General features: G+C 64.5%; 7 protein-coding genes and 3 rRNA genes. 5 read left to right on the top strand and 5 right to left on the bottom strand.

All coding sequences use genetic code 11. The features are described from left to right. Window positions 1-2 precede the first annotated feature (2 nt). Window positions 3-1,070 carry a diacylglycerol kinase gene (locus OG203_RS00050; protein ID WP_405163553.1) on the bottom strand — a complete coding sequence of 356 codons (1,068 nt, stop codon included), beginning with the start codon at window positions 1,068-1,070 and terminating at the stop codon, window positions 3-5. Between the two features lies 1 nt (window position 1,071). Then, window positions 1,072-1,863, bottom strand: coding sequence for an SDR family oxidoreductase (locus OG203_RS00045; protein WP_405163552.1), 792 nt, complete (start codon window positions 1,861-1,863; stop codon window positions 1,072-1,074). A 124-nt stretch (window positions 1,864-1,987) separates the two neighbouring features. On the opposite strand from OG203_RS00045, the gene OG203_RS00040 reads away from it, so the two are divergent. The 5 genes from OG203_RS00040 (at window position 1,988) to OG203_RS00020 (ending at window position 19,899) form a co-directional block, all read left to right on the top strand. After that, window positions 1,988-2,866, top strand: a complete 879-nt coding sequence (locus tag OG203_RS00040; RefSeq protein WP_405163551.1) for a helix-turn-helix domain-containing protein — start codon at window positions 1,988-1,990, stop codon at window positions 2,864-2,866. A gap of 436 nt (window positions 2,867-3,302) precedes the next feature. Then, on the top strand, window positions 3,303-5,339 hold the full coding sequence (locus tag OG203_RS00035; RefSeq protein WP_405163550.1) for an AMP-binding protein: 2,037 nt from the start codon (window positions 3,303-3,305) through the stop codon (window positions 5,337-5,339). Then, window positions 5,336-10,825, top strand: a complete 5,490-nt coding sequence (locus OG203_RS00030; protein ID WP_405163549.1) for a type I polyketide synthase — start codon at window positions 5,336-5,338, stop codon at window positions 10,823-10,825. The genes OG203_RS00035 and OG203_RS00030 overlap by 4 nt, the downstream gene beginning before the upstream one ends. Beyond that, window positions 10,822-18,498: an amino acid adenylation domain-containing protein gene (locus OG203_RS00025; RefSeq protein WP_405163548.1), complete on the top strand. Its 7,677-nt coding sequence runs from the start codon at window positions 10,822-10,824 to the stop codon at window positions 18,496-18,498. Before OG203_RS00030 ends, OG203_RS00025 begins: the two co-directional genes overlap by 4 nt. Before the next feature lie 102 nt (window positions 18,499-18,600). Beyond that, the gene (locus OG203_RS00020) at window positions 18,601-19,899 is read left to right on the top strand and encodes a DUF2786 domain-containing protein (protein ID WP_405163547.1); all 1,299 of its coding nucleotides are present in this window, start codon (window positions 18,601-18,603) and stop codon (window positions 19,897-19,899) included. A gap of 58 nt (window positions 19,900-19,957) precedes the next feature. On the opposite strand, the gene rrf is transcribed toward OG203_RS00020, so the two are convergent. The 3 genes from rrf to OG203_RS00005 form a co-directional block, all read right to left on the bottom strand. Continuing rightward, window positions 19,958-20,074 (bottom strand): 5S ribosomal RNA (gene rrf / locus OG203_RS00015). 187 nt (window positions 20,075-20,261) lie between these two features. After that, window positions 20,262-23,401: ribosomal RNA gene (locus OG203_RS00010) — 23S ribosomal RNA — on the bottom strand. Between the two features lie 340 nt (window positions 23,402-23,741). Next, a 16S ribosomal RNA gene (locus OG203_RS00005) occupies window positions 23,742-25,258 on the bottom strand. Together the 16S, 23S and 5S rRNA genes form the textbook arrangement of a ribosomal RNA operon. Window positions 25,259-25,673 lie beyond the last annotated feature (415 nt).

Below are 25,673 nucleotides of genomic sequence, written 5' to 3'. Positions count from 1 at the left end.
GGTTAGTGCTGTACGGGATTGGTGATCAGCGGTAGATCCAAGGCTGTCAAGATGCCCGGTGGCGCTTGGACCACGGCAGGGACCGCGTTCACGATCCGCATGGCGGTGGCGAGCAGGGTCGCGTGGTTGTGGTCGCCGTTGCGGCTCGACGTCACCAAATCCATGGCGTAGCTGGGTTCGCCGGTGATTTCGACGCGGTAGGAGCCTTCGTGGTGAGCGGGCTGCGGCCAGTCCGGACAGAGGTCGGGGTGCAGGCGGGTGACATGCTCCAGCACCGTGACGGGAGTGTCGCCGACCATGCCACGCACCTCGAAACGCAGTGCGGCAGCGGTGCCTTCGGCGATGTGGCCGGTGGCGATGTCGAAGGAGTGGGTGGCCGGGATCCGCTGGTAGGTTTCGGTGACCGCGTCGAGGGTGACGCCGATGCCCGCGGCGAGCTGGCGGACGGTGCCGCCCCAGGCCAGTGACAGCACGCCCGGCTGGAGCAGCATCGGGATGTCGCCGAGAGGTTTGCCGAATCCCATGATGTCGAACATGACTTCGCGATTGTCGTAGCTGGCATAGTCGACGATCTCGACGCAGCGGAGCTGGTCGATGCGCAGACAGGTGCCCGCGAGCGCGAGCGGCAGTAGATCGTTGGCGAAACCTGGGTCGATGCCATTGACCCACAGCGACGAATTGCCCTGCGCCGCAGCCTCTTGCACCGGCTTCAGCAGCTCGTCGGGCAGGACGCCATACGGGTATTGGAAGAAGACCGGGGCACAGGCGACGACATTGATTCCGGCGCCGAGGATCCGTTGCAGGTCGCCGATGGCTTCCATCAAGCGGTTGTCGGTCATCGAACAGTAGACGACACAATCGGGCTTCGTGGCGAGGATGGCGTCGGTATCCGTCGTCGCGGCCACGCCGACCGAATGATCCAGCCCGGCAAGGGTTCCCGCGTCCACCCCCGACTTCGACGGGCCCGACACCCATACCCCTGACAGCTCCAGGTCGGGGTTGGCGATGATGCCAGCGAGGGCGTGCCGCCCGACATTGCCTGTGCCCCACTGCACTACGCGATAGGCCATGTCACAGGTCCGCAATCGGGAGGTCGAGGTTCGGGGTGATCAAGCCGCCGTCGGGTTCGAGCACCTTGCCGGTGAGGTATTTGCCCGCCGGGGAAACCAGGTAGAGGGCGGCCGCGGCGATGTCCTCAGCGTCACCGATGCGCTGCAACGGCGTCTTGGTTTCCAGTTGGGTACGCATCGCGTCATTGTTCGCGACGATCTCCAACGCGGAGGTCAGAATCGAGCCGGGGGCGATCGCGTTCACGCGGATGCGCGGATTCAGGTCAAGCGCGGCCAGTTTCGTGTAGTGCGCCAGTGCCGCCTTGGCGGTGCCGTATGCCGCGAACGCGCGGCCCGGCAGTCGGCCCATGGTCGAGGTGATGTTGAGAATGGAACCGCCACCGGCGGTTTCGAGAATACGGGGCACCGCGGCACGGACGAGTGCGTGCGCGTTGGTGACGTTGAAGTTGAACGCGTCGACGAGCGCCTGCGGTGTGGTGTCGAGCAGGGTGCACGGCATGGCGCCGCCGACGTTGTTGACCACGATGTCCAGTCGGCCGAAGCGCTCCACCGCGGTCGCGGCGAGTGCCGCGGTGGCATCGATATCGCTCAGATCCGCGGGCACCACGTGGGCCTGGCGTCCCACCGCGGCTACCCGCTCGGCCACCTCGTCCAGCTGGCTCTTGGTGCGGGCCGCGATGACGACGTCCGCGCCCGCCTCCGCGAAGGCCACCGCGATCGCGGCGCCAAGGCCGCGGCCCGCGCCCGTCACGATGGCGACCTGTCCGTCTATGCGGAACCGATCCAGAATCATTCGCACTCCTCCGCGACCCCCGCCAGCCGTCCCGGACCTACGAGTGTCGAATATTCGACATATAGTGCACTAATATTCGACACATAGTAGGTCGACCGCCCGAGCAGAGACAAGGGGTTCCGCCATGCCGGACCGAGCAGCGTCCCCGCCGACTCGTCGGGTGATCGACATCGTTTCGCTGCTCGCGACGTCGACGGAACCGATCAGCGTCGCGGGGGTCGCCGAGCGCCTCGATATCGCCCGCGCCACCGCGAGCGCGATCCTCGCGGAACTCGCCGCGGCGGGCTGGGTCGGCCGGGACGCGCACCGCGGTTACGCGATCGGCCCCGCCTTGGCCGGGCTGCACGGCGCCGCACTCCCCAGCGGTGTCGGCGCGATCCTCGCGACCCTCGCCGCCAGGACGGGATCCGGCGCGACGTTCAGTCGTATCGAACCCGACCGGCTCACCGTCCTCGACGTCCGGCACGGCACCGATCGCGTCGTGCCGGGAATCCCTGTCGGACATCGTATTCCGCTGCAATTCCCGGCTGGTGCGAGCGTGATGCCGTGGCGTTCGGCGAGTGAGCAGAACGCTTGGACGGCGACCGCCGCCGGTGCGGACCGGCGCACGGCGGGCACGCTGCTCGCCCTGGTTCGCGAGCGCGGGGTCGCAGTTTTCCGGCCGCTGGCCGATGACGCGGGCATGGTCGATTTGCTGGCCGATCTACTCGGCGCCGTGGGATCCGAACTGCTGCAGCCACATCTGCGCACCCGCGCCCTGCGCCAGCTCGCGGCGCTCACGTCGCGGCCGTTCAGCAGAAGCGAATTGGACTCCGACGACGCGCTTCCGTTGAGTTACCTCGCGGCCCCGGTTTTCGACGCGACCGGTACCGCCGCCTTCGAGGTCCAGCTCGGTCCGCTGCGCGCCGAGGCGTCCAAACCTGTACGCGAGGAATTCATTTCGGCGACGCTGGACGCTGCCCGTCAGCTGACGGCGGCACTTTCTGGTGCGCAACACCGCTGATCGGACGGACACGCGGCAGCGCTATTGGATAGTGCTGTCGATCGGTAGTTTCGTCGAATTCGACGGCGACCTGGCATTCGACTGCCCCCGACGGAGTTGTCCGGTCGGCAGTGGGTCCATTCAACGGACCCGCGATTGCCGGATCTCGGTTCCTGGAACGAGCATTGAGTAGCGCCGACCTCCGCCTTGCGGCGAGGAGGGAGCACTACCGGTTCGGAAGGAGCGATCATGGATTCGGACAGCCGGCCCAAGAACAACCTGACCGAAATACCGACCGTACGCCATTTCTGGAAATCGAGTATTCGACTACTCAGGCGCTGGTTTCATCGCGATTCTATTCTTCGATCTCGAACCGCTGTCGGAACGGACGGTAGGTCGGCACAGTTCGCGACGTCGTGTTCGACCCGCGCTGCTCTGCACACAAAGGGGGATTACCTTGAGCCTGTCTATTACGGATAAGACGTCATTTGTCGACGTGATCCGCAACCATGCCGAGAACACCCCGGAGCAAAGGTCATTGACTTTCGTTACCGGAGCTTCGGAATTCGACGTGCACTGGACATACGGTGACCTGGATCGCCGAGCGCGGGCGATCGCCTCGGCACTGCAAGATCAGTGCCTGCCGGGTGATCGAGTGTTGCTGTTGTATCCCCCGGTCCTGGAGTACGTCGCGGCATTTCTCGGCTGCCAGTACGCGGGCGTCACCGCGGTGCCCGCATATCCGCCGGAGGTGGGCCGATCGCGTCGGTCGCTGGCACGCCTGCTCGGGATCGTCGAAGATGCGCGGGTATCGATGGTGCTCACCACCAGCGAGGTGCGTGCCGTCGGAGACACCGTGCTGCCTCAGGGCGATTCGACGCGGCTACGTTGGTGCGCGACCGATATCGTGCCCGACAGCGCGGCCGAGGACTGGCGCCCGCTCACCTCGACGCCGGATGACCTTGCCTTCCTGCAGTACACCTCGGGCAGCACCCGCGCCCCGCGCGGTGTCCGCGTGACCCAGCGCAATCTGGTAGCCAACAGCGAACTCATTCGGCACGCCATGCGGCACGACCGAGACTGCCACGTGGTGAGCTGGTTACCGCCCTATCACGACATGGGGTTGATCGGCGGCATCCTGCAACCCCTCTATGTCGGCATGACCTGCGAGCTGATGTCGCCGCTGACCTTCCTGCACGCTCCGTCGACCTGGCTCGAACGAATTTCCGGCAAGGCGCGCGTCAGCGCGGGCGGCCCGAACTTCGCCTACGACCTCTGTGTCCGCAAGATCGAGCCACCCGATCGGGAGCGGCTCGATCTGACCGGCTGGGACGTCGCCTTCTGCGGTGCCGAACCGGTGCGCGCACAGACTCTGCACAGCTTCGCCTCGGCGTTCGCGGTAGCGGGATTCCGTGGTCGGAGCCTGTTTCCGTGTTACGGCATGGCCGAGTGCACACTGATGGTGTCCGGCGGACAGCGTCCGGACGGTCCGCGCGAAATACGTGTCGACGCCGACGTTCTGGAGCAGGGTCGGATCGGTGTGCGCGCGGGTGCGGGCACCCACGTGCTGGTCGGCAACGGGCCGGTGGTGCCCGATCATGACGTGCAAGTGGTTGACCCCCAGACGCGGCAACCGTGTCGATCCGATGAGATCGGTGAGATCTGGGTCAGCGGGCCGTCGGTCGCCGACGGATACTGGTCCGAACCAGACCACGGCGTGCAGACCTTCGACGCCACCCTGCCGCACCGGCCGGGGATGCGTTTCCTCCGGACCGGCGACCTGGGATTCCTGCGCGACGGCGAGCTGTTCGTCACCGGTCGACGCACAGAGTTGATCATCATCGACGGCCGCAACTTCTATCCCCACGATATCGAGCACACTGTCGCGGCCTGCCATCCCGCCCTGCGGCCCGGCGGCACCGTGGCATGCACGGTCGATCCGGACGGTCGGCCGGAACTCGTTGTCCTGCAAGAGCTGCGGCGCGCGCACGACGTCGTCGACCTGGCTGGTCTGCTCACCACGATCCGGTCCGCGATCGGCGCCGAGCACGGCGTCATGCCCGCCGTCGTCGCTCTCGTCGAACCGGGGACCGTGCCCAAGACATCGAGCGGCAAGGTGCAACGCATGCAGTGCCGAGCGGATTTCGAGCACGGCCGTCTCGCGGTCGTCGCGCAGTGGCGGCTGGCCGACCAGCCGACGACACCGCGTGCGGCACCGGGTCCCGCCTGGCAGCGACACGACGAGCTGGTGCGCTACCTGACCGACCGGATCAACACCGTACTGCGGCTCGACAACGGATCGGTGCTCGGAGCCAAGACCGGGTTCCTCGAGCTCGGCATCGATTCGGTGGCGGCGGTGGAGATCCGCAACCGAGTACAGGCCGAGCTGGGTGTTTCACTGCCGATCGGTCTGCTGTTCGACCACCCGACGATCGATGCACTCGCCAGCCATTTGTCTGGCGTACTCGCAATTTCGGAAAGGACGCCGCGATGACCGACAGTCGCGAGGAGAAGATCGCCATCATCGGGGTTGGGTGCCGTTTTCCCGGTGCGGGCCGTGGGCCGACCGGATTCTGGTCGCTGCTTTCCGAGGGACGGGATGCGGTGCGGCCATTTCCACCGGATCGGCTCGGGCAGTTCTACCATCCCGATCCGGCACGGCCGGGCCGAACCCACGCGAGCGCCGGGTCATTTCTCGACAGTGTCGAGGATTTCGACGCCGATTTCTTCGGCATCGCACCCAGGGAAGCTCGGTGTATCGACCCGATGTTCCGGATACTGCTGGAAACCACCTGGGAGGCGCTGGAGGATGCCGGTCAGCCCGCTGACCAATTGGCAGGCAGCAAAACCGGTGTGTTCGTTGGTGTTTCGAGCACCGACTTTCTCAATCTGCAGATCTGGGCCGGCGCACCGGAAATGATCGAAGCCTATACCGGCCCTGGAACGTTGCACGGCATGGCATCCGGTCGACTTGCGCACGCGCTGGATCTGCAGGGACCGGCGCTCAGTCTGGATACCGCGTGTTCCTCGTCCCTGGTCGCGTTGCATCTCGCCGCGGCGAGTCTGCGCCGTGGGGAATGCGATATGGCCCTGGTCGGCGGGGTGAGTCTGCTGCTGTCGCCCGATATCTGGATCAACCTCTCGCTGGCCAGAATGATCGCGGCGGACGGGCGGTGTAAGACCTTCGATGCCGGCGCCGACGGATACGGCCGCGGCGAAGGCTGCGGGGTGCTGGTGGCGAAGCGGCTGAGTGAGGTGTCCGACGGTGATCGAGTGCTTGCCGTCCTTCGCGGATCGGCGGTCAAACACGACGGTCGCAGCGCCTCCATCATCGCACCCAACGGGGTGGCGCAGCGGGCGGTGCTGCGCGAGGCACTGACCGATGCCGACGTGACACCGGACGAGGTCGGCTATATCGAAGCGCACGGCACCGGAACACCACTCGGCGACGCTATCGAATTGGACGCGCTCGGCGATGTCTTCGGACCGATGGCGGGCAGCGGCCGTGAGCTGTTGGTCGGGTCGGTGAAGACCAATATCGGGCACCTGGAAGCCGCGGCGGGGATGGCGGGTCTGATCAAGACGATCCTCTGCTTCGAGAACGGGATCGTCGCACCGCACCTGAATCTGAAGGAACTCAATCCGCGGATTCGGTTGGACGGCACGCGGATTCGCATACCGACGGCGCCGGAATCCTGGCCGTCCGGTGGTCCGCGGATCGCCGGGGTGAGCTCGTTCGGCTTGTCCGGCACCAATGCCCATGTGGTGCTCGAAGCGCCCGCACTCGGCGAACACGTGGCGTCGGCACCGGACCGGCCCGTAGTGCTCACCGTATCGGCCCGCACCGACACCGGCCTGCGGACACTGGCCGACGGCTACCGCCGGACACTGGATGTCGATCGAATCGCGTTGCCCGACATGGCCGCAACCGTCAACGCCGGCCGCACCCATCTCACGCACCGTGGTGCCGTGGTCGCTGCGGACCCGCTGGATGCCGCTCGACAGCTCGCCGAGTTGACCGGGACGACTATCGACGATGCCCGTCCCGCCCGGATCGCGGTGCTGTATTCCGGGCAAGGGTCGCACCGCGCCGGGATGGGTCGGGAGCTGTACCGCGCCGAGCCTGCCTTCCGTGCGGCCTTGGACCGCTGTGCCGAGGCCATGTCACCGCATCTCGACGTTCCGTTGCTCGATGTGCTGTTCGGGTCCGGCGATCTGCTCGACCGCACCGACTACGCCCAACCGGCGCTGTTCGCCTTCGAATACGCGAGCACCGCACTGTGGGAGTCGATGGGTGTGCGACCGGATGCCGTGCTCGGACACAGTGTCGGTGCCTACGCGGCGGCGTGCGCGGCCGGGGTGTTCGATCTGGACACCACCGCCGGTTTGGTGGCTACCCGTGGCCGGCTCATGCAGCACACCCAACCGGGTGTCATGTACGCGGTGCTCGCCGGGCTGGACGAGGTACGAGACGCCATCGGTGAGCACGCGGATCGGGTCGCGGTGGCAGCGGTCAACGGTCCGGCCGCGGTCACCATATCCGGTGCGGAATCGGCTGTCGCTGAGGTGATTTCGCAGTTGGCGGCCGCCGGGGTGTCGGCCCGCAGACTCCCGGTCACCCGGGCATTCCACTCCACGCTGATGGAGCCGATGCTCGCGGAGTTCGAACAGCGGGTCGCGCGGGCCGTGACCCATGCGCCGCACACGGCGTTCGTCTCGGATCTGACCGGCGAGTTCGCCGACCTCACCGAGTTGAGCGAACCGTCGTACTGGCGTCGGCATGTCCGCGAACCGGTGCGGTTTGCGGACGGTGTGCGGACGCTGGTCGACGCGGGTTGCACGCTCATGCTGGAGATCGGACCGGCCGGCGTCTTGGCCGGATTCGTGCGCGGCGGTGTCGAGCGCGCGGATGTGCACGCACTGGCCGCGATGACCGGCGCCGAGCCGGAACCGGAACGGGTGCAACAGACATTGGCCGCGCTCTACACCCGGGGAGCGCGGATCGATTGGCCGCGTTACCACCGCGACCGGCCCGGCCGCGTCCATCGCGTACCGACCTATCCCTTCGAGAGCATCACCCATCCCAACAAGTTCGTCGAACGCGGTCGCCGAACCTTGGCGCGGCTGGCTCAGCGCGAGACGCCGGATTTCTCCGCCGAACCCACGGTTCGCTACGCCGGCACACCCGTGTGGTTGCCTTCCGGCGCAGCGGTTTTCGAACAGGTCCTCGGCGAGAACCAGCCATCGGATCTCGGTGATCATCGGCTGTTCGGTCGCGTCGTCGTGCCCGGCGCGTACTGGTTGACCGCCGCGGCAGGCTCGATCTGGCAGACGGCGAACAGCACCGCCGATCTGGAGTTCTCCGACGTCGTGTTCACTCGACCGCTCGTCCTCGCCGACGACGAGCAGTACCGGGCGCAATGCCACCTGACACCGGCCGAGCCGGGCGCATGGGAGGTCGAGGCGCACAGCGCGCCGGCCGTGGACGGACAGCCACCGCACTGGAGCGTCCACGCCAGGTCGAAAGCCGCGCTGTGCTCGTCGATTACCGGCGAGCCGGTCGAGTCGGGTCGCGCCGACGACGCGATGGACGGGGTGGAGTTCTATGCCGAAGCCGCCCGGCGGGGTCTGCAACTAGGCCCTGTTTTCCGGTGGATCCGGTGGGTTCGGCGGAGTTCGGGGTCGACCCGGTTCATGCTGAGCAGGCCCGACGGCGTGGCTGACGACGTGGTCACGGCACCCGGTTTGCTGGACGCGTGCTTCCAAGCGATCGCAGGGGCCCTGCCCGACACCGTGATCCAAGAGCTGACCGACCAGGGCAACCTCCTGGTCCCCCTGGCCGTCCGGCGGGTAGTGCTCGCCCGCCGACCGGTGGCGGCGGCATGGGGCGACATCGAGCTCCTGGAGGTCTCCCACCGGGGCAGTCGCCAGGTGCTGGCCGATATCCGGGTCCACGACGAGGACGGTCGCCTGGTGCTGCTGTTCGAGGGCGTGCGGCTGACTACGATGACGCCCGAGCAGGTGGGACTCACCAGAGAACATGCGGTGCGCCGCTACGACATTCAGTGGCGGCCCGCGTCGCCCGGACAGCCTGATCCCCGCGCGGACCGAACCGGTCCGTGGTTGGTGTGGTCGACCCGCGGCCCCCTCAGTGATCGAATCCTCGCGCTGCTCGCCGAACGCGGCGAGCCCTGCGCGGTCGTGTCCGCCGTCGACGCGGGCTGGGAACTGTGTCACCCGGACGGTCGGCGGCAGCGGCTCGATATCGACGATGCCGAGCAGTGGCGCCGTCTCGCCGCAGCGCCGTGGCGCGGGGTGTTGTATCTCTCGGCGCTGGATCTTGTTTCGTTCGAGCCCGCCGACACGGAACCGTCCGAGACCGCGAATTCGCTTGTCCGCGAACTCATTCCCCTGCTCAGCGGCTGGACGATCGCGGCAGGCGCGCCGGTGTGGCTGATCACCAGGGGCGCGCAGCAAGTAGCGCGGGAACCGATCGATCCCCGCCAGACCACGGTGTGGGGGTTGGGCCGGACACTGGCCGCGGAAAGTCCGATGACCTTCGGCGGCCTGGTCGACCTCGATCCCGACGGCTCCGTAACCGGCGAAGCCGACGCCATGGTCGAGATGTTGACTAGCTCGGAAACTGTTGTGCAACAAGCACATCGGGCACAGTCTTGGCTGACGCCGCGGCTGGTCGAGCTGGATCGGACGCACCAGGAAGAATCGGTGCCGATCCAGCCCGACGCCAGTTATCTGATCACCGGGGGCCTCGGCGGTGTCGGCCTCGCCATCGCGCGGTGGTTGATCGAACACGGCGCGGCAACGATCGTGCTCAACGGCCGCTCCGAACTCACCGACGAAGGACGCGCGGCGCTCGCGACATTGGGCGCCGAGGTGCACTACGTGCGCGGCGATGTCGCCGATCCACGCCAGGCCGTCGAGGTTGTCGAGCGGATCCGGCGGGATTTCCCGCCGCTGCGTGGCGTGGTGCACGCGGCCGGTGTGCTGGATGACGCTCTGCTGCACCAGCAGACCTGGCCTCGGGCGGCCGCGGTGCTGGCCCCCAAGGTCGACGGTGGCTGGCAGCTGCACCGCGCGACCGCCGCATCGGACCTGGACTTCTTCCTCCTGTGCTCCTCGATCGCCGGTGCCATCGGCTCCCCAGGCCAGTCCAGTTATGCCGCGGCCAACACCTTTCTCGACGGTCTCGCCCAGTACCGTCGAGCCAACGGGCTGCCCGCGGTGAGCATCGCCTGGGGACCATGGGCCGGTGCCGGCATGGTCGCCGACTCGGCCACGGCAGATCGGCTCAGTGCCGTCGGCCTGCGGCCGATGCCACCGCAGGCGGCCGTCGCGGAACTGAACCGTGCCCTCGATGACGACCGGGCGATGGTCGCCGTCCTCGACGCGGATTGGCAACGCTGGCAACGCACCGCGGGTGGTCGGATCGGGGCCGGATTGCTCGGCGAACTGCTCGGCTCCGCCGCCGCGGCCGGTCCGGCGGACTCGAGCCGGAACGGGACGGGTCATGACACCGCCGCTCTGGACCTCGCCGAACTACTCGACGCGGATCCCGCGCAACGGATCGAGCGAATCAGCACCGAACTTCGGGCCCGGTTGGCCACGACCCTTGACACCGCACCGGAGCGGATCTCGCTGGACACACCGCTCACCGCAATGGGTTTGGACTCGTTGATGGGTCTCGAGTTGAAAAACCGCATCGAATCCGCGTTTTCGATCCCCGTCCCGACCGCGCTCATTCTTCGGGGACCGACCCTGCGCGAGTTGGCCGAGCATGTCACCGACCAGTTGCGAAACCCGACGGAGGTATCGCGGGACCACCTCGACCCCGAGGCCTTGCTCGACCGGCTCGACGAGCTGTCGGACACCGAACTGGACGCACTCCTGGCCGAATACGCCGACGATGTCGATGGGTCAGGGCATATCAGCGGGCCGCAACAGAAAGGCCAAGGTGCATGACGAATTCCTTTGTCGCCGAAACCGATCCGCTCCGGGACCTCACCTCCACCGAGAAGCGCAGGATGCTTGCCACCCTCCTGCGTGACCGTGCGCAGCGGCCCCCGTCCCGATGGCCGCTGTCCTACGGGCAACGCGCCCTGTGGTTCCTGCACCAGCTCGCGCCCGACGCGACCGCCTACAACCTCGGTGAGGCATTGGTGTTGCGCGGGCCGCTGGATCCGGCCGCATTGCACCGCGCGGTGGCCAGGCTCGCACAGCGCCATCGCGTGCTCTGCTCACGCATCGTCACCGACGACAACGGCGAACCGCACCAGGAGCAGATTCCGACCGACACGCTACGGATGTCGGAGACCGATGCCATCGGATGGGAAAAACGGGAGCTGACAGCACATCTCGCCAGAGAGGTCGATCGCCCCTTCGACCTGGCCGCCGGTCCGCTCATTCGGCTCGGCGTCTACCGCACCGCCCAGGATGAACACGTCGCCCTGCTGGTGGTGCATCACATCGTCGGCGAGTTCTGGACGCTGGTGCTACTGGTGAACGATCTCGCCGCCCTCTACCAGGCCGAAATCGCCGGAACCGCACCGATGCTGCCACCGGTCACCCGGCACTACGCCGAGTTCACCAGATGGCAGACCCGAATGCTGGCAGGCCAGGAAGGTGAACGCCTGTGGGAGTACTGGCGCGACAACCTCGCCGGTCCGCTTCCCGTGCTCCAGCTGCCGACCGATCGACCGCGGCCGCAGAGCAAGTCGTTCCGCGGGGCGATGCACGGATTCCGGATCGAGGCGCGGACCGCGGACCGCGTGCGCGAGTTCGCTCGTGCCGCCGGCGCCACCACCTATCAGACGCTGCTCACCGTGTTCGCGGTCTTCCTGCACCGGCACAGCAATCAGCACGATCTGCTGATCGGCACCCCGATGACCGGTCGGACGGAAGCGGAATGGGCCCCGGTGGCAGGCTATTTCGACAACGCGCTACCGCTGCGGGTGCTGGTTGATCCGGCAACGACCTTCGGTGATCTCGTGCGGCAGGTGCGTTCAACCTCCGTGGACGCCCTGATAAACCAGGCACTGCCGTTCCCGATGTTGGTGGAGCGGCTGCGGATGCCACGGGATCTGAGCCGCTCGCCACTGTTCGATGTGATGTTCGTGCTTCGCCAGTCGCGCTCACCCGAGATGAGCAGTCTGGCGCTGATGGGGATGGGTGGCGCGGGCGGTGACATCGCACTGACCCCCGAATTGACCGCCACCTCACTGGAATTGCCGCGCACCGCTGCTCAGTTCGATCTCACCCTGTCCCTGGCCGAGTCCCCCGACGGCCTGCACGGAAGCTGGGAGTACAGCACCGATCTGTTCGATCCGTCCACGATGGAGCGCTTCACCGATCGTTTCACGCTCCTGCTCGACGAATTGCTGGCCGCTCCCGAACTCCCGATCGGCTCGGCGCCGATACTGCCTACGGACGAGTATCGGCGTGTCGTCGAGGACTGGAACGACACCGCGGGACCGCTGCCCACCGATGTCGCGTTGCACGACGGGTTCCGGGCCATGGCGGCGGCCCGGCCGCACGCCGAGGCGATCATCGATGACCGGGTCCGGCTCAGCTACCAGGAGTTGGACGAGTTCTCCGATACCGTCGCCGCCTGGCTGCAGCGCGCGCAGGCACGTCCCGGCCAGCTGGTGGCGATCTGCATGCGTAAAGGCTGGGAGCAGATCGCCGCGGCAGTGGGTGTCTGTAAATCCGGTGCGGCCTACCTGCCGGTGGACGCCGAACTGCCTGCCCGGCGGATCGCGGAACTGCTCCGGTTGGGTGAGGTCGACCATGTGCTTGTGCAGCCCGAGACACGGGCCGCGGTACCGGCGGAATTCGCCGGACACGTCTTCGAGGTCGACCTCCCGACCCTGCGTGCGACTGCGGCGACACCCCTGACGTTGCGCGCCGACCCGCACCGACTCGCCTACGTGATCTTCACCTCCGGCTCGACCGGCACCCCGAAGGGGGTGATCATCGATCACCTCGGCGCGACCAACACCATTCGAGACATCAACTCGCGCTTCGCAATCGACGAGAACGACCGGGTACTCGCGCTGTCCTCGCTCAGCTTCGACCTGTCCGTCTACGACATCTTCGGCGTGCTCGCCGCCGGCGGCGCCATCGTGCTACCTCGGGCAACGGGGCTCAAAGATCCCGCGCACTGGCTGGAATTGGTTCGGCGGGAACGGGTGTCGATATGGAACTCGGTCCCCGCACTCGCCGGGCTGGCCGCCGAAGAGGCCGAACACAGCGCCCGCGACGGCCTGGGTTCGGTGCGTATCTGCATGATGAGTGGTGACTGGATCCCGCCGAACCTGCCCGACCGACTCCGTGCACTGCATGGATCCATGCGGGTGATCAGCCTCGGCGGCGCGACCGAGGCGTCGATCTGGTCGATCTGGTACCCCGTAGCGGAGGTCGATCCGCAGTGGACCTCCATCCCGTACGGGCGCCCGATGACCAACCAGCGGTTCCACGTCCTGAACGAGGCCGGCCACCCCTGTCCGCCGGGTGTCGCCGGTGAACTCCACATCGGCGGTATCGGTGTGGCGCAAGGCTATTGGCGCGACCAGCAACGCACCGACGAGCGGTTCGTCACCCATGCCGAGTTCGGCCGCCTCTACCGCACCGGAGACCTCGGGCGGTATCGCCACGACGGGCTCATCGAATTCCTCGGCCGATCCGACCAGCAGGTCAAGATCGGCGGATACCGGATCGAACTCGGCGAGATCGAAGCCGTGCTGCGCGAGTACAGCGCCGTCCGCGACGCCGTGGTGCTCGCCACCGGCGGTTCCCTGGTCGGCTATGTGCTCGTCGATACCGATGCCGACACCGGCGGCGATGTGGCCGCGCGCGCGGCCGCGCATTGCCGGGCCGTGCTCCCCGGATACATGGTGCCCCCGGTCATCGTCGCGGTGGACAGGTTCCCGCTCAGCGGCAACGGAAAAGTCGATCGCAACGCACTCGCCGCGCTGGTCGGCAACGACAGCGCAGCTGACCCGGCGTACCCCGCCGACGAGCGGCAGGCGGTGCTGTGCCGTCTGCTCGCGGAACTGCTCGACCGACCGTATATCGGTGTCGGAGAAGACTTCTTCGCACTCGGCGGTGACTCGGTGCTTGCCATCAGACTCAGTGCGGCGGCACGCCGGGCCGGTCTGCTGCTCACACCGGATCAGATCTTCACGCACCGCACGGTCATCGAGATGGCCGCGGCGAGCACGACGGCCGAACCCGATCCCGGTGCACAGCCGGACGCCGAAACAACACGGTCCCAACGACTCTCACCCATGCAGCAAACCATGCTGTTGCACTGCGCCACCCAGGAGTCACCGCAGCTGTACTGCGAACAGGTTCGCCTGCGGCTGAGCGGGCCGGTGCGGGTGGCGGCCCTGCGCACCGCCTGGCAATACGTGCTCGACCGGCACGAGACGCTGCGGGCGCGCTTCGGCTTCGATTCGGCCGGCCGGCCCGTCCAGCATGTCGGCACGGATGACGAGGTGACGATCGCCGTCGTCGATCTGCGTGGCCTCGACCCTGACGACGGCGACCGGCGGTTGGCGCAGCTGCTCGAGACCGACCGGGAGCACGGTTTCGCCGATCTCGCCGGTCCCCTGCTGATGCGCTGGACTCTCGTACAGCGATCCGCTGAGCACTTCGAGCTGATCTGGACCCACCACCACCTCCTGCTCGATGGCTGGAGCCTCGGGACGGTACTGAACGAGGTTATGTCGTGCTACCGCAAGGTATTTCACGGCCACCCGCCCATCCTCATTGAGCCACCGCGGTATTCGGCGCTGTTGGCCCGACGCGAGGCGATGCACGCGGAAGCGGCCGCCGCCAACGAACTGTTCTGGCGCACGGAATTGGCCGGTCTCACGGCACCAACCAGGGCACTGGAACCTGGTAATAGATTGCCGGACAGCACATTTAGACACGGCGCTCAGGAATTGCGATTCACCGAGGACGAGACGGCCTCGGTGCGACGAGCGGCGATCGCGCTCGGTGTCACGGTCAACACCGTCTTCCAGGCCGCCTGGGCCTTGCTGCTGGCGCGGTGGACTGGTGAATCCGATGTCGTGTTCGGTGTGACGGTGGCCGGACGGTCCGCGGAGCTCGACGGTATGGAATCCGCGGTCGGGTTGTTCATCAATACCCTGCCGCTGCGGGTTCCGGTCGATCCCGCCGAGCCCGTTGCGGCCTGGCTGCGAAACATCCAGGAGCGTCAGCTTCGGATCAGCGCCAACGACGCCCTCACCCTCGCCCAGGTGGAGCGGTGCAGCGGGTTGGCCAGATCGGCAGGCGAGATGACCTTGTTCGACACCATCCTGGTCTTCGAGAACTACCCGGCCGCAGACGAACTGGACGGCGCGGGGACGGGTCTGTCCATCACCGACGTCCAGTTCGACGAGGTGACCGCGACTCCACTGATGCTGTACGTGCTTCCAGAGACCGAGCTGGTGCTGCGTGCCACCTTCGACGCCGCTACCCTCGACGCGCGGCATGCGCACGACATACTCACCCAGGTACAGACCGCTGTGCTGGATCTGCTCGACAGCACCGACCGTCCGATCGCGCGGATACGCTCGCTCCCCGCGGCCGACCGCGACCGGGCCGTACTGAACGGCGGCTCGTTGTCCGCACCCGCGCGACCCGTCGTCGATCTGATCCTCGAACGCGCCCGGCGCCGGCCCACCGCCATCGCTGTCGAACACGGAACGCGACGGCTGACGTACCAGCAGCTCGAGCTGGCCGCACAACAGTTGGCCGACACCATGATCCGACGTGGCGTGCGATCCGGCCAGCTCGTCGCGGTGCTGTTGCCCAACGGTATCGACGCCGTGGTGGCGATCGTCGGCGTACTGCTGGCGGGTGCGGCGTATCTACCGATGGATCCCGAGGGTCCGCGGTCCCGGATGGCGGCCATCCTCTCCGACGCCGAGCCCAGCATGATCGTCACCTCGTCGCAGTACGCCAACCTGGTCGAAAACCACGGCGCGGACGTGCTTTTCACCGATCACCCGATGTCGGCCGGGCACGCGACGCCGGTCGACTCGGACATCGGGAGCACCGACGATGCGGCGTACGTCATCTACACCTCCGGTTCCACCGGTCGCCCCAATGGCGTGCTGATCACCCGAGGCGCGCTGGCGAACTTCGTGGCAGGAGCCGGCGACCGCTACCGGTTGACGCCCGACGACCGGGTATTGCAGTTCGCCCCACTGCATTTCGACGCCAGCGTCGAGGAGATCTTCCTGACCCTGACGACCGGCGCCACCCTCGTCGTACGCACCGCGCAGATGCCGCAATCCATGCCGCACTTCATCGAAACCTGTGCGCGGCAGCGCATCAGCGTGCTCGACCTGCCGACGGCGTTCTGGCACGAACTCACGCACGCACTGGCGACGGGTCTTACCACCTTGCCGGACAGTGTGCGCATGGTGATCATCGGCGGCGAGGCGGCGCTGCCCGAGCGAATCATCCAGTGGAACAACGTGACCGGCGGTTCGGTGCGACTGCTCAACACCTACGGGCCGACCGAGGCCACCGTGGTGGCCACCACGGCAGAGCTGAACGGCACCGGGATCAGCGATACCGTGCCGATCGGTGTGCCCCTCCCCGGGGTACGCGCGGCGGTGCTCGATCAGCACGGACAGCCGGCCGCCCCGAACACGGTCGGTGAGCTGTATCTGATCGGCGACGGACTGGCCAGGGAATACCTCGGACAGCCCGAGCTGACCTGCGAACGGTTCGCTCCGCTATCGCAACTGGCGGGACAGCCGCGCGCATACCGCACCGGTGATCTGGTCCGTCGCGGTGCGGACGGGCAGCTCGTCTTCGTCGGCCGGATCGACGAACAGTTCAAAATCAGTGGCCACCGGGTGGATCCAGCCGAGATCGAGACATTGCTGCTCGGCCATCCCGGCGTGGCCGAGGCCGCGGTGGTCGGACGTGTCCTGGCCGACGGCGCGAAACACCTGTCCGCGCACATCGTGCCCGCGGCCTCGGCGGTCGGTGTGTCCCCGGCACAACTTCGAACCTATCTGCACTCGGTCTTGCCCGCTGCCTCCATTCCGGGCTCGGTGGTCATGCTCGAGCGGCTGCCGAGGACTCCCTCTGGGAAGGTAGACCGGCGTGCCCTGCGGAATTCCCCGGTGGTCACCGAAGCTACGGAACCGACCGGTGCCACACCGGCAACGGAATTGGAACGCACTGTGTTGACCGTGTGGGAACAGGTACTCGGTGTGCGTATCCCGGCTACGACGGACGATTTCTTCCAGCTCGGCGGCCAATCGTTGCAGACCATTCAGGCCGTGAACCGTATCGGTGCGGCGCTTGGCCGCGACGTTCCGGTCGCACTGCTGTTCCGCCACCCCACGGTGGCCGGGCTTGCCGCGGCACTCGACCGCGAGCCGGAGGCAACGCCGCAGCGCGGCACCGGCCTACCCCCCGCGGCGTTGGCCGATGCGATCCTGACCGACGATGTGGTGTCGTCAGGACTGACCCCAGCCCTCCCCTCTCCGCTGCGGCGCGTACTACTCACCGGCGCAACAGGTTTCGTCGGCGCACACCTGCTCACCGCACTGCTGACACAGACCGATGCACAGGTGGTCTGTTTGGTCAGGGCCGACGACGCGACACAGGGCCTGGAGAGGATCCAGCGGACAGTCGCCGGGCAACGACTGTCCGATGATGCGCTGAGCGACCGCGTGGTCGTGCTACCCGCCGACCTCACCATGCCGTGTCTGGGATTGGACGAGCAGCAGTTCACCGAGCTGTCCCTGAGCTGCGACGCGATTTACCACAACGCCGCGCTGATCGACATCAGCCGCACGTACTCGAGTTTGCGGGCGGCGAATGTGGTTGCGACACGCGAGATCCTGCGCATGGCCGCCGCCAACCGGTCGATCCCGGTGCATTACGTCTCGACGCTGTCCGTCGCGGCTCCGGCCCGGATCCACCCCGACGTGGCCGAGGAATTCCTCCCCGCCCATGAAGAGCTGTGGGATGGCTATCCGCAAACCAAATGGGTATCCGAGCGGCTGCTCCAGCAGGCCACCGAACGCGGGCTGCCGGTGTCCGTCTACCGGCTCGGGCGGGTGACCGGCGCGGCAGGCACCGGCATCGTCAACACCAAGGATCTACTGTGGCGAATGCTGCTGGCGAGCATCCGAACCGGGACAGCTCCCGATCTCGACGCCTCCGAGGTCTGGACACCGGTCGACTTCGTCGGTCCGGCGATCGTACGGCTCTCACTCGCCGAACAGCCGGACGGTCGAGTATTCAACCTTGCCCCCGTGCCCGCGGTGCACCTGGCCGACATCTTCTCCTGGGTCCGCGACTACGGCTTCCCGCTCACCACGCGGCCGATCGCGCAATGGCGTGACGCACTGTCCGCCAACCCCACGGTCGATCCCACCGTGCTTGCCTTCCTCGACCTTCGATCCGACGACGCCGACCGATCACTGTCCTTCGACAGCCTCGGTACGGTGCACAATGCCAATGCCGTCCAGGGTCTGGCCACCAGCACGCTGCGCTGTCCCCCGATCGATCGCGAATTGCTGCACCGATACCTGGATCACTGCATCGATACCGGCCTCCTACCGCTGCCGAAGGTCAACGCTACTGAGCGGCGGTAACCGGCTTGGTCTCGGGAGTCCGAGTTCGTACCCGCGCGACATCATCGGTCCGTGGCTGCCCTATCGTTGCGAGACATCGGAACGCGAACGGGGGTGGCGAATATGGGCAAGCAGAATCGTCGGAAGCGTTCGGGCCGCCGTCCGGAAGGCGGTCCGTCCAGCAGCTCGGAGTTCTGGTCGGGCCAACAGCGGCCCGCGGACGCGGAGCAGATCGCCAACACGTTGATGGCTGCCGCGATGGAGTCCGCGCAGGGCGCTTCGGCGGCCGCGGAACGTTGCGCGACGGCCCTTGCCGGTCGCGATCCGCTGACGCCGCAGCTGGCACACGGCGCGCACCTCGCGGGTCAGCACATCATCTCCCGGATCTTTCAGAACGGCTGGCTGCCCGAGGACGTGCACCAGGCCGCGCGGCGGCATCTCGACGAGTACGCGATCGCGTTGCTGACCGATGTAATCGCCACGTACGTACAGCCTTTCGCCGCCGCCTCGGTGGACGAGACCTGGCGCGCGCAGCTCAACGAGCTCGATGCCGTTGTCTGGTGGTCACCGTCGGCACCGCATCTCGGTCAATGGGCGGCGAAGCAGCTGCTGACGCCGGTCGAGGCGCTCACCACCGTGGTTCAGGCATTGGCGCTGCTGATTCGGCTACCGCGACTGGAACTCATCCGCCCGCTGCCCGGCACCGCGCAACCGACTCCCTCAGCGCACCATCATGTCGATGAGAAGATTCTGAGTCGGGTCAGGGGGCTGCTGGCGAAGGCCGAGTCGACCTCGTTTCCGGAGGAGGCCGAGACGCTTTCGGCGAAGGCACAGGAGTTGATGACCAAATACGCCGTCGATCGGGTGCTGGTCGACGCGGATACTTCGGTCCCTGATCTGCCTGGGGCCTGCCGGATCTGGCTGGACACACCGTATGTCGATGCCAAAGCATTGCTGGTCGATGTGGTCACCAAAGCGAACCGGTGCCGCGCGATCTTCGCTTCGGCGTGGGGGTTCATGACCATTGTCGGTGATGAGGGCGATCTGGAGGTGGTCGAGTTGTTGACGACCTCGTTGCTCGTGCAGGCCACCAGGGCGATGATCGCGAGCGGTAATCAGGCGCAGCGCAGTGCGGATTCTCGGAGTCGTTCCTATCGCAAGTCGTTCCTCGTCGCCTATGCCACCCGGATCGGCGAGCGGTTGGCCGCGGCGAATGAGAGCACTATCGCGAAATCGATCGACTCGGCGCGTCTGCTGCCGGTGCTTGCCTCGCATCAGGTGAAAGTGGATGAGGCGTTCGACTCGCTCTTTCCGGAAGTGCGGAATCGCGGCGTCTCCATCCCCAACGCCAATGGTTGGGACGACGGCCGCGCCGCCGCCGACAACGCCGAACTCGGTGCGCGGCGTCCGCTTCGGAAGTGAGGTCCAGCCGTAAACGCAAGAAGACCCCCAACAATGTTGGGGGTCTTCTGCAATGATGTTCCGGCGGTGTCCTACTCTCCCACACCCTGTCGAGTGCAGTACCATCGGCGCTGGCAGGCTTAGCTTCCGGGTTCGGAATGGGACCGGGCGTTTCCCTGCCGCTATGGCCGCCGTAACTCTATGAAACTGTCACACTCCGTGTCCCAGGTTCACCAGAGAGATTAATCCTCAGGGGGCTCCGCCCCCTGAAACCCCCCAAAAGGGGTAAAGGAGGCGTGAGCCTCTGAGAACACTCACTCCGAACCCGTGAACACGGATCGTGTGTTGTTTCAGATACTGCACAGTGGACGCGTAGCTTCTTTGTTGGTAAGTCCTCGGCCGATTAGTACCAGTCACCTACACCCGTTACCGGGCTTCCAGTTCTGGCCTATCAACCCCATGGTCTGTGGGGGGCCTTAACCACTCGAAGGTGGTGAGAAACCTCATCTTGGAACAGGCTTCCCGCTTAGATGCTTTCAGCGGTTATCCCTTCCGAACGTAGCTAACCAGCAGTGCTCCTGGCGGAACAACTGGCACACCAGAGGTTCGTCCGTCCCGGTCCTCTCGTACTAGGGACAGCCTTCCTCAAGTTTCTGACGCGCGCGGCGGATAGAGACCGAACTGTCTCACGACGTTCTAAACCCAGCTCGCGTGCCGCTTTAATGGGCGAACAGCCCAACCCTTGGGACCTACTCCAGCCCCAGGATGCGACGAGCCGACATCGAGGTGCCAAACCATCCCGTCGATATGGACTCTTGGGGAAGATCAGCCTGTTATCCCCGGGGTACCTTTTATCCGTTGAGCGACACCGCTTCCACTTGCCGGTGCCGGATCACTAGTCCCGACTTTCGTCCCTGCTCGAGCTGTCGCTCTCACAGTCAAGCTCCCTTGTGCACTTGCACTCGACACCTGATTGCCAACCAGGCTGAGGGAACCTTTGGGCGCCTCCGTTACATTTTAGGAGGCAACCGCCCCAGTTAAACTACCCACCAGGCACTGTCCCTGAACCAGATCATGGTCCGAGGTTAGAAGTCCAATACGATCAGAGTGGTATTTCAACGATGACTCCACAAACACTAGCGTGCCCGCTTCACAGTCTCCCACCTATCCTACACAAACCGTACCGAACACCAATACCAAGCTATAGTGAAGGTCCCGGGGTCTTTTCGTCCTGCCGCGCGTAACGAGCATCTTTACTCGTAATGCAATTTCGCCGAGTCTGTGGTTGAGACAGCTGAGAAGTCGTTACGCCATTCGTGCAGGTCGGAACTTACCCGACAAGGAATTTCGCTACCTTAGGATGGTTATAGTTACCACCGCCGTTTACCGGGGCTTAAATTCTCAGCTTCGCACCCAAAAGTGCTAACCGGTCCTCTTAACCTTCCGGCACCGGGCAGGCGTCAGTCCGTATACATCGTCTTACGACTTCGCACGGACCTGTGTTTTTAGTAAACAGTCGCTTCTCACTGGTCTCTGCGACCACCCCCAGCTCAGGAAGCAAGTTCCGTCACCGGTTGTGGTCCCCCTTCTCCCGAAGTTACGGGGGCATTTTGCCGAGTTCCTTAACCACAGTTCTCTCGATCGCCTTAGTATTCTCTACCTGACCACCTGTGTCGGTTTGGGGTACGGGCCGTGTACCAACTCACTAGAGGCTTTTCTCGGCAGCATAGGATCACTGAATTCGCCTCAATCGGCTACGCATCACCTCTCAGGCTTCATGCGGTGCGGATTTGCCTACACCACGCCCTACAGGCTTACACCAGTACAACCACTGACTGGCCCAGCTACCTTCCTGCGTCACCCCATCGCTTACCTACTACAACCCGGGTCCTGTGCAGCAATCCTCCCTCTCGCCCGAAGGCTTGATAAGAGAACATTTGGACAGTTAGCAAAGTTGATTCGATATTTGGCGCGGATACACGGGTACGGGAATATCAACCCGTTGTCCATCGACTACGCCTGTCGGCCTCGCCTTAGGTCCCGACTCACCCTGGGCGGATTAACCTGGCCCAGGAACCCTTGGTCATTCGGCGGACGAGTTTCTCACTCGTCTTTCGCTACTCATGCCTGCATTCTCACTCCCATAGCCTCCACAACTAGGTCACCCTGCTGCTTCCATGGCTATAGGACGCTCCCCTACCCATCCACACCGCTGCACGCCCTCCCGCAGGAGAACGCGGACGTATTGTGTGAATGCCGCGGCTTCGGCGGTGTACTTGAGCCCCGCTACATTGTCGGCGCAAAATCACTTGACCAGTGAGCTATTACGCACTCTTTCAAGGGTGGCTGCTTCTAAGCCAACCTCCTGGTTGTCTTCGCGACTTCACATCCTTTTCCACTTAGTACACGCTTAGGGGCCTTAGCCGGCGATCTGGGCTGTTTCCCTCTCGACTACGAAGCTTATCCCCCGCAGTCTCACTGCCACGCTCTCACACACCGGCATTCGGAGTTTGGCTGATTTCGGTAAGCTTGTAGGCCCCCTAGACCATCCAGTAGCTCTACCTCCGGCGTGAAACACGTGACGCTGCACCTAAATGCATTTCGGGGAGAACCAGCTATCACGGAGTTTGATTGGCCTTTCACCCCTACCCACAGCTCATCCCCTCAGTTTTCAACCTAAGTGGGTTCGGGCCTCCACGACGTCTTACCGTCGCTTCACCCTGGCCATGGGTAGATCACTCCGCTTCGGGTCTAGAACATGCGACTCTACCGCCCTATTCGGACTCGCTTTCGCTACGGCTACCCCACACGGGTTAACCTCGCCACATGCCACTAACTCGCAGGCTCATTCTTCAAAAGGCACGCCATCACCCACAGTCAACCAAATGACTCACAGGCTTTGACGGATTGTAAGCGCACGGTTTCAGGTACTATTTCACTCCCCTCCCGGGGTACTTTTCACCTTTCCCTCACGGTACTAGTCCGCTATCGGTCACCAGGGAGTATTCAGGCTTACCGGGTGGTCCCGGCAGATTCACAGCAGATTTCACGGGCCCGCTGCTACTCGGGTACTCACTACAAGAGCCGCTGAGTTTTCGTCTACGGGATTCTCACCCTCTACGACAGGCCGTTCCAGACCACTTCGACTAACACAACGGTTTCTGACTCTCGCCAGGCTCGGCAGAACCTGGAAAGTGAGCCCCACTACCCCGTCTAGACAACCCCTGCCGGGTATCACATCTAAACGGTTTAGCCTCTTCCGCTTTCGCTCGCCACTACTCACGGAATCACTATTGTTTTCTCTTCCTGTGGGTACTGAGATGTTTCACTTCCCCACGTTCCCTCCACACACCCTATATATTCAGATGCGGGTAACACGACATCACTCGTGCTGGGTTTCCCCATTCGGAAATCCTCGGATCTCAGCTCGGTTGACAGCTCCCCGAGGCTTATCGCAGCCTCCTACGTCCTTCATCGGCTCCTGGTGCCAAGGCATCCACCGTACGCTCTTAAACACTTACTAACAAAGATGCTCGCGTCCACTGTGCAGTTCTCAAACAACACACAAAACCGAGCTACCGCCACCACCATGCCCACCACCTCGTATCGAAGCGATGCGGTCTGCGTGACCACTCGGTCTTGTCGTTATCTTCGCCTAGAGAGTCACTTGCGTGTTCTCTCAGGACCCAACAGTGTGTCGATATATCCCCTCGCCAACCAGTCGTGATGACCGATTGATACGCGAGAAGAGGCAGTCAGTGTTCCACCCATGAGCGTCCGCCGGAAAACATATGTTTCCGAAACGGTCTCTGCCAGAACAACACTCCCACCTGTGTGGGCATGTCTGGAGATGTGCTCCTTAGAAAGGAGGTGATCCAGCCGCACCTTCCGGTACGGCTACCTTGTTACGACTTCGTCCCAATCGCCAATCCCACCTTCGACGGCTCCCTCCCACAAGGGGTTAGGCCACCGGCTTCGGGTGTTACCGACTTTCATGACGTGACGGGCGGTGTGTACAAGGCCCGGGAACGTATTCACCGCAGCGTTGCTGATCTGCGATTACTAGCGACTCCAACTTCACGGGGTCGAGTTGCAGACCCCGATCCGAACTGAGACCGGCTTTAAGGGATTCGCTCCACCTCGCGGTATCGCAGCCCTCTGTACCGGCCATTGTAGCATGTGTGAAGCCCTGGACATAAGGGGCATGATGACTTGACGTCGTCCCCACCTTCCTCCGAGTTGACCCCGGCAGTCTCTCACGAGTCCCCGCCATTACGCGCTGGCAACATAAGATAAGGGTTGCGCTCGTTGCGGGACTTAACCCAACATCTCACGACACGAGCTGACGACAGCCATGCACCACCTGTACACCGACCACAAGGGGGCCTACATCTCTGCAGGTTTCCGGTGTATGTCAAACCCAGGTAAGGTTCTTCGCGTTGCATCGAATTAATCCACATGCTCCGCCGCTTGTGCGGGCCCCCGTCAATTCCTTTGAGTTTTAGCCTTGCGGCCGTACTCCCCAGGCGGGGTACTTAATGCGTTAGCTACGGCACGGATCCCGTGGAAGGAAACCCACACCTAGTACCCACCGTTTACGGCGTGGACTACCAGGGTATCTAATCCTGTTCGCTACCCACGCTTTCGCTTCTCAGCGTCAGTTACTTCCCAGAGACCCGCCTTCGCCACCGGTGTTCCTCCTGATATCTGCGCATTTCACCGCTACACCAGGAATTCCAGTCTCCCCTGAAGTACTCTAGTCTGCCCGTATCGCCTGCAAGCTTAAGGTTGAGCCCCAAGTTTTCACAGAAGACGCGACAGACCGCCTACAAGCTCTTTACGCCCAGTAATTCCGGACAACGCTCGCACCCTACGTATTACCGCGGCTGCTGGCACGTAGTTGGCCGGTGCTTCTTCTACAGGTACCGTCACTTGCGCTTCGTCCCTGTCGAAAGAGGTTTACAACCCGAAGGCCGTCATCCCTCACGCGGCGTCGCTGCATCAGGCTTTCGCCCATTGTGCAATATTCCCCACTGCTGCCTCCCGTAGGAGTCTGGGCCGTGTCTCAGTCCCAGTGTGGCCGGTCACCCTCTCAGGTCGGCTACCCGTCGTCGCCTTGGTGGGCCGTTACCCCGCCAACAAGCTGATAGGCCGCGGGCCCATCTCGCACCGATAAATCTTTCCACCAACCAGCATGCACTGGAAGGTCATATCCGGTATTAGACCCAGTTTCCCAGGCTTATCCCGAAGTGCGAGGCAGATCACCCACGTGTTACTCACCCGTTCGCCGCTCGTGTACCCGAAGGCCTTACCGCTCGACTTGCATGTGTTAAGCACGCCGCCAGCGTTCGTCCTGAGCCAGGATCAAACTCTCCGTTGAAGACTCTTGACCTACCCCGAAGGGCTAATCAGAAGAATAACTAGAGTCCGAAAACCTAGCAAAACAAAACGCCAGCAAAAAGATTTGCTGACTAAATGTCCGACCTCAACAACCGGGGGGTATGCGAGGCCGGAACCAATAAAAATATTGGCACTGACATTCATCGACACACTATTGAGTTCTCAAAGAACACACGCACACACCACCTAGCGGGTCTGACCCGATCGGTCGGTGAGGCAACTTGTGAAGCTTAGCGCAACCATGAACCCGAGATGAAATCGGGGTACCGGTCGAGCCAGTGTGAGCGTCAGGCGCTCCTCGTCCTACCTCGTTTCCCGGTCCATCCGCTCAGCGTTTCCGCTGCGCTTCTCGGCTCCGGGTCGGTGTCCGTGTCGCTCTGACTCGAACTAAGTTA

Origin of the sequence: Nocardia sp. NBC_01499, assembly GCF_045040275.1 — a bacterium.
Lineage (GTDB): Bacteria > Actinomycetota > Actinomycetes > Mycobacteriales > Mycobacteriaceae > Nocardia.
Note: the sequence above shows the minus strand (reverse complement) of the source record. Positions and strands in the feature narration are given on the sequence as shown.

What these genes read in the sequence shown, in the direction of transcription:
- OG203_RS00050 (WP_405163553.1), bottom strand. Translation starts at nt 1,070, where the DNA reads ATGGCCTATCGCGTAGTGCAGTGGGGCACAGGCAATGTCGGGCGGCAC.
- OG203_RS00045 (WP_405163552.1), bottom strand. Translation starts at nt 1,863, where the DNA reads ATGATTCTGGATCGGTTCCGCATAGACGGACAGGTCGCCATCGTGACG.
- OG203_RS00040 (WP_405163551.1), top strand. Translation starts at nt 1,988, where the DNA reads ATGCCGGACCGAGCAGCGTCCCCGCCGACTCGTCGGGTGATCGACATC.
- OG203_RS00030 (WP_405163549.1), top strand. Translation starts at nt 5,336, where the DNA reads ATGACCGACAGTCGCGAGGAGAAGATCGCCATCATCGGGGTTGGGTGC.
- OG203_RS00025 (WP_405163548.1), top strand. Translation starts at nt 10,822, where the DNA reads ATGACGAATTCCTTTGTCGCCGAAACCGATCCGCTCCGGGACCTCACC.
- OG203_RS00020 (WP_405163547.1), top strand. Translation starts at nt 18,601, where the DNA reads ATGGGCAAGCAGAATCGTCGGAAGCGTTCGGGCCGCCGTCCGGAAGGC.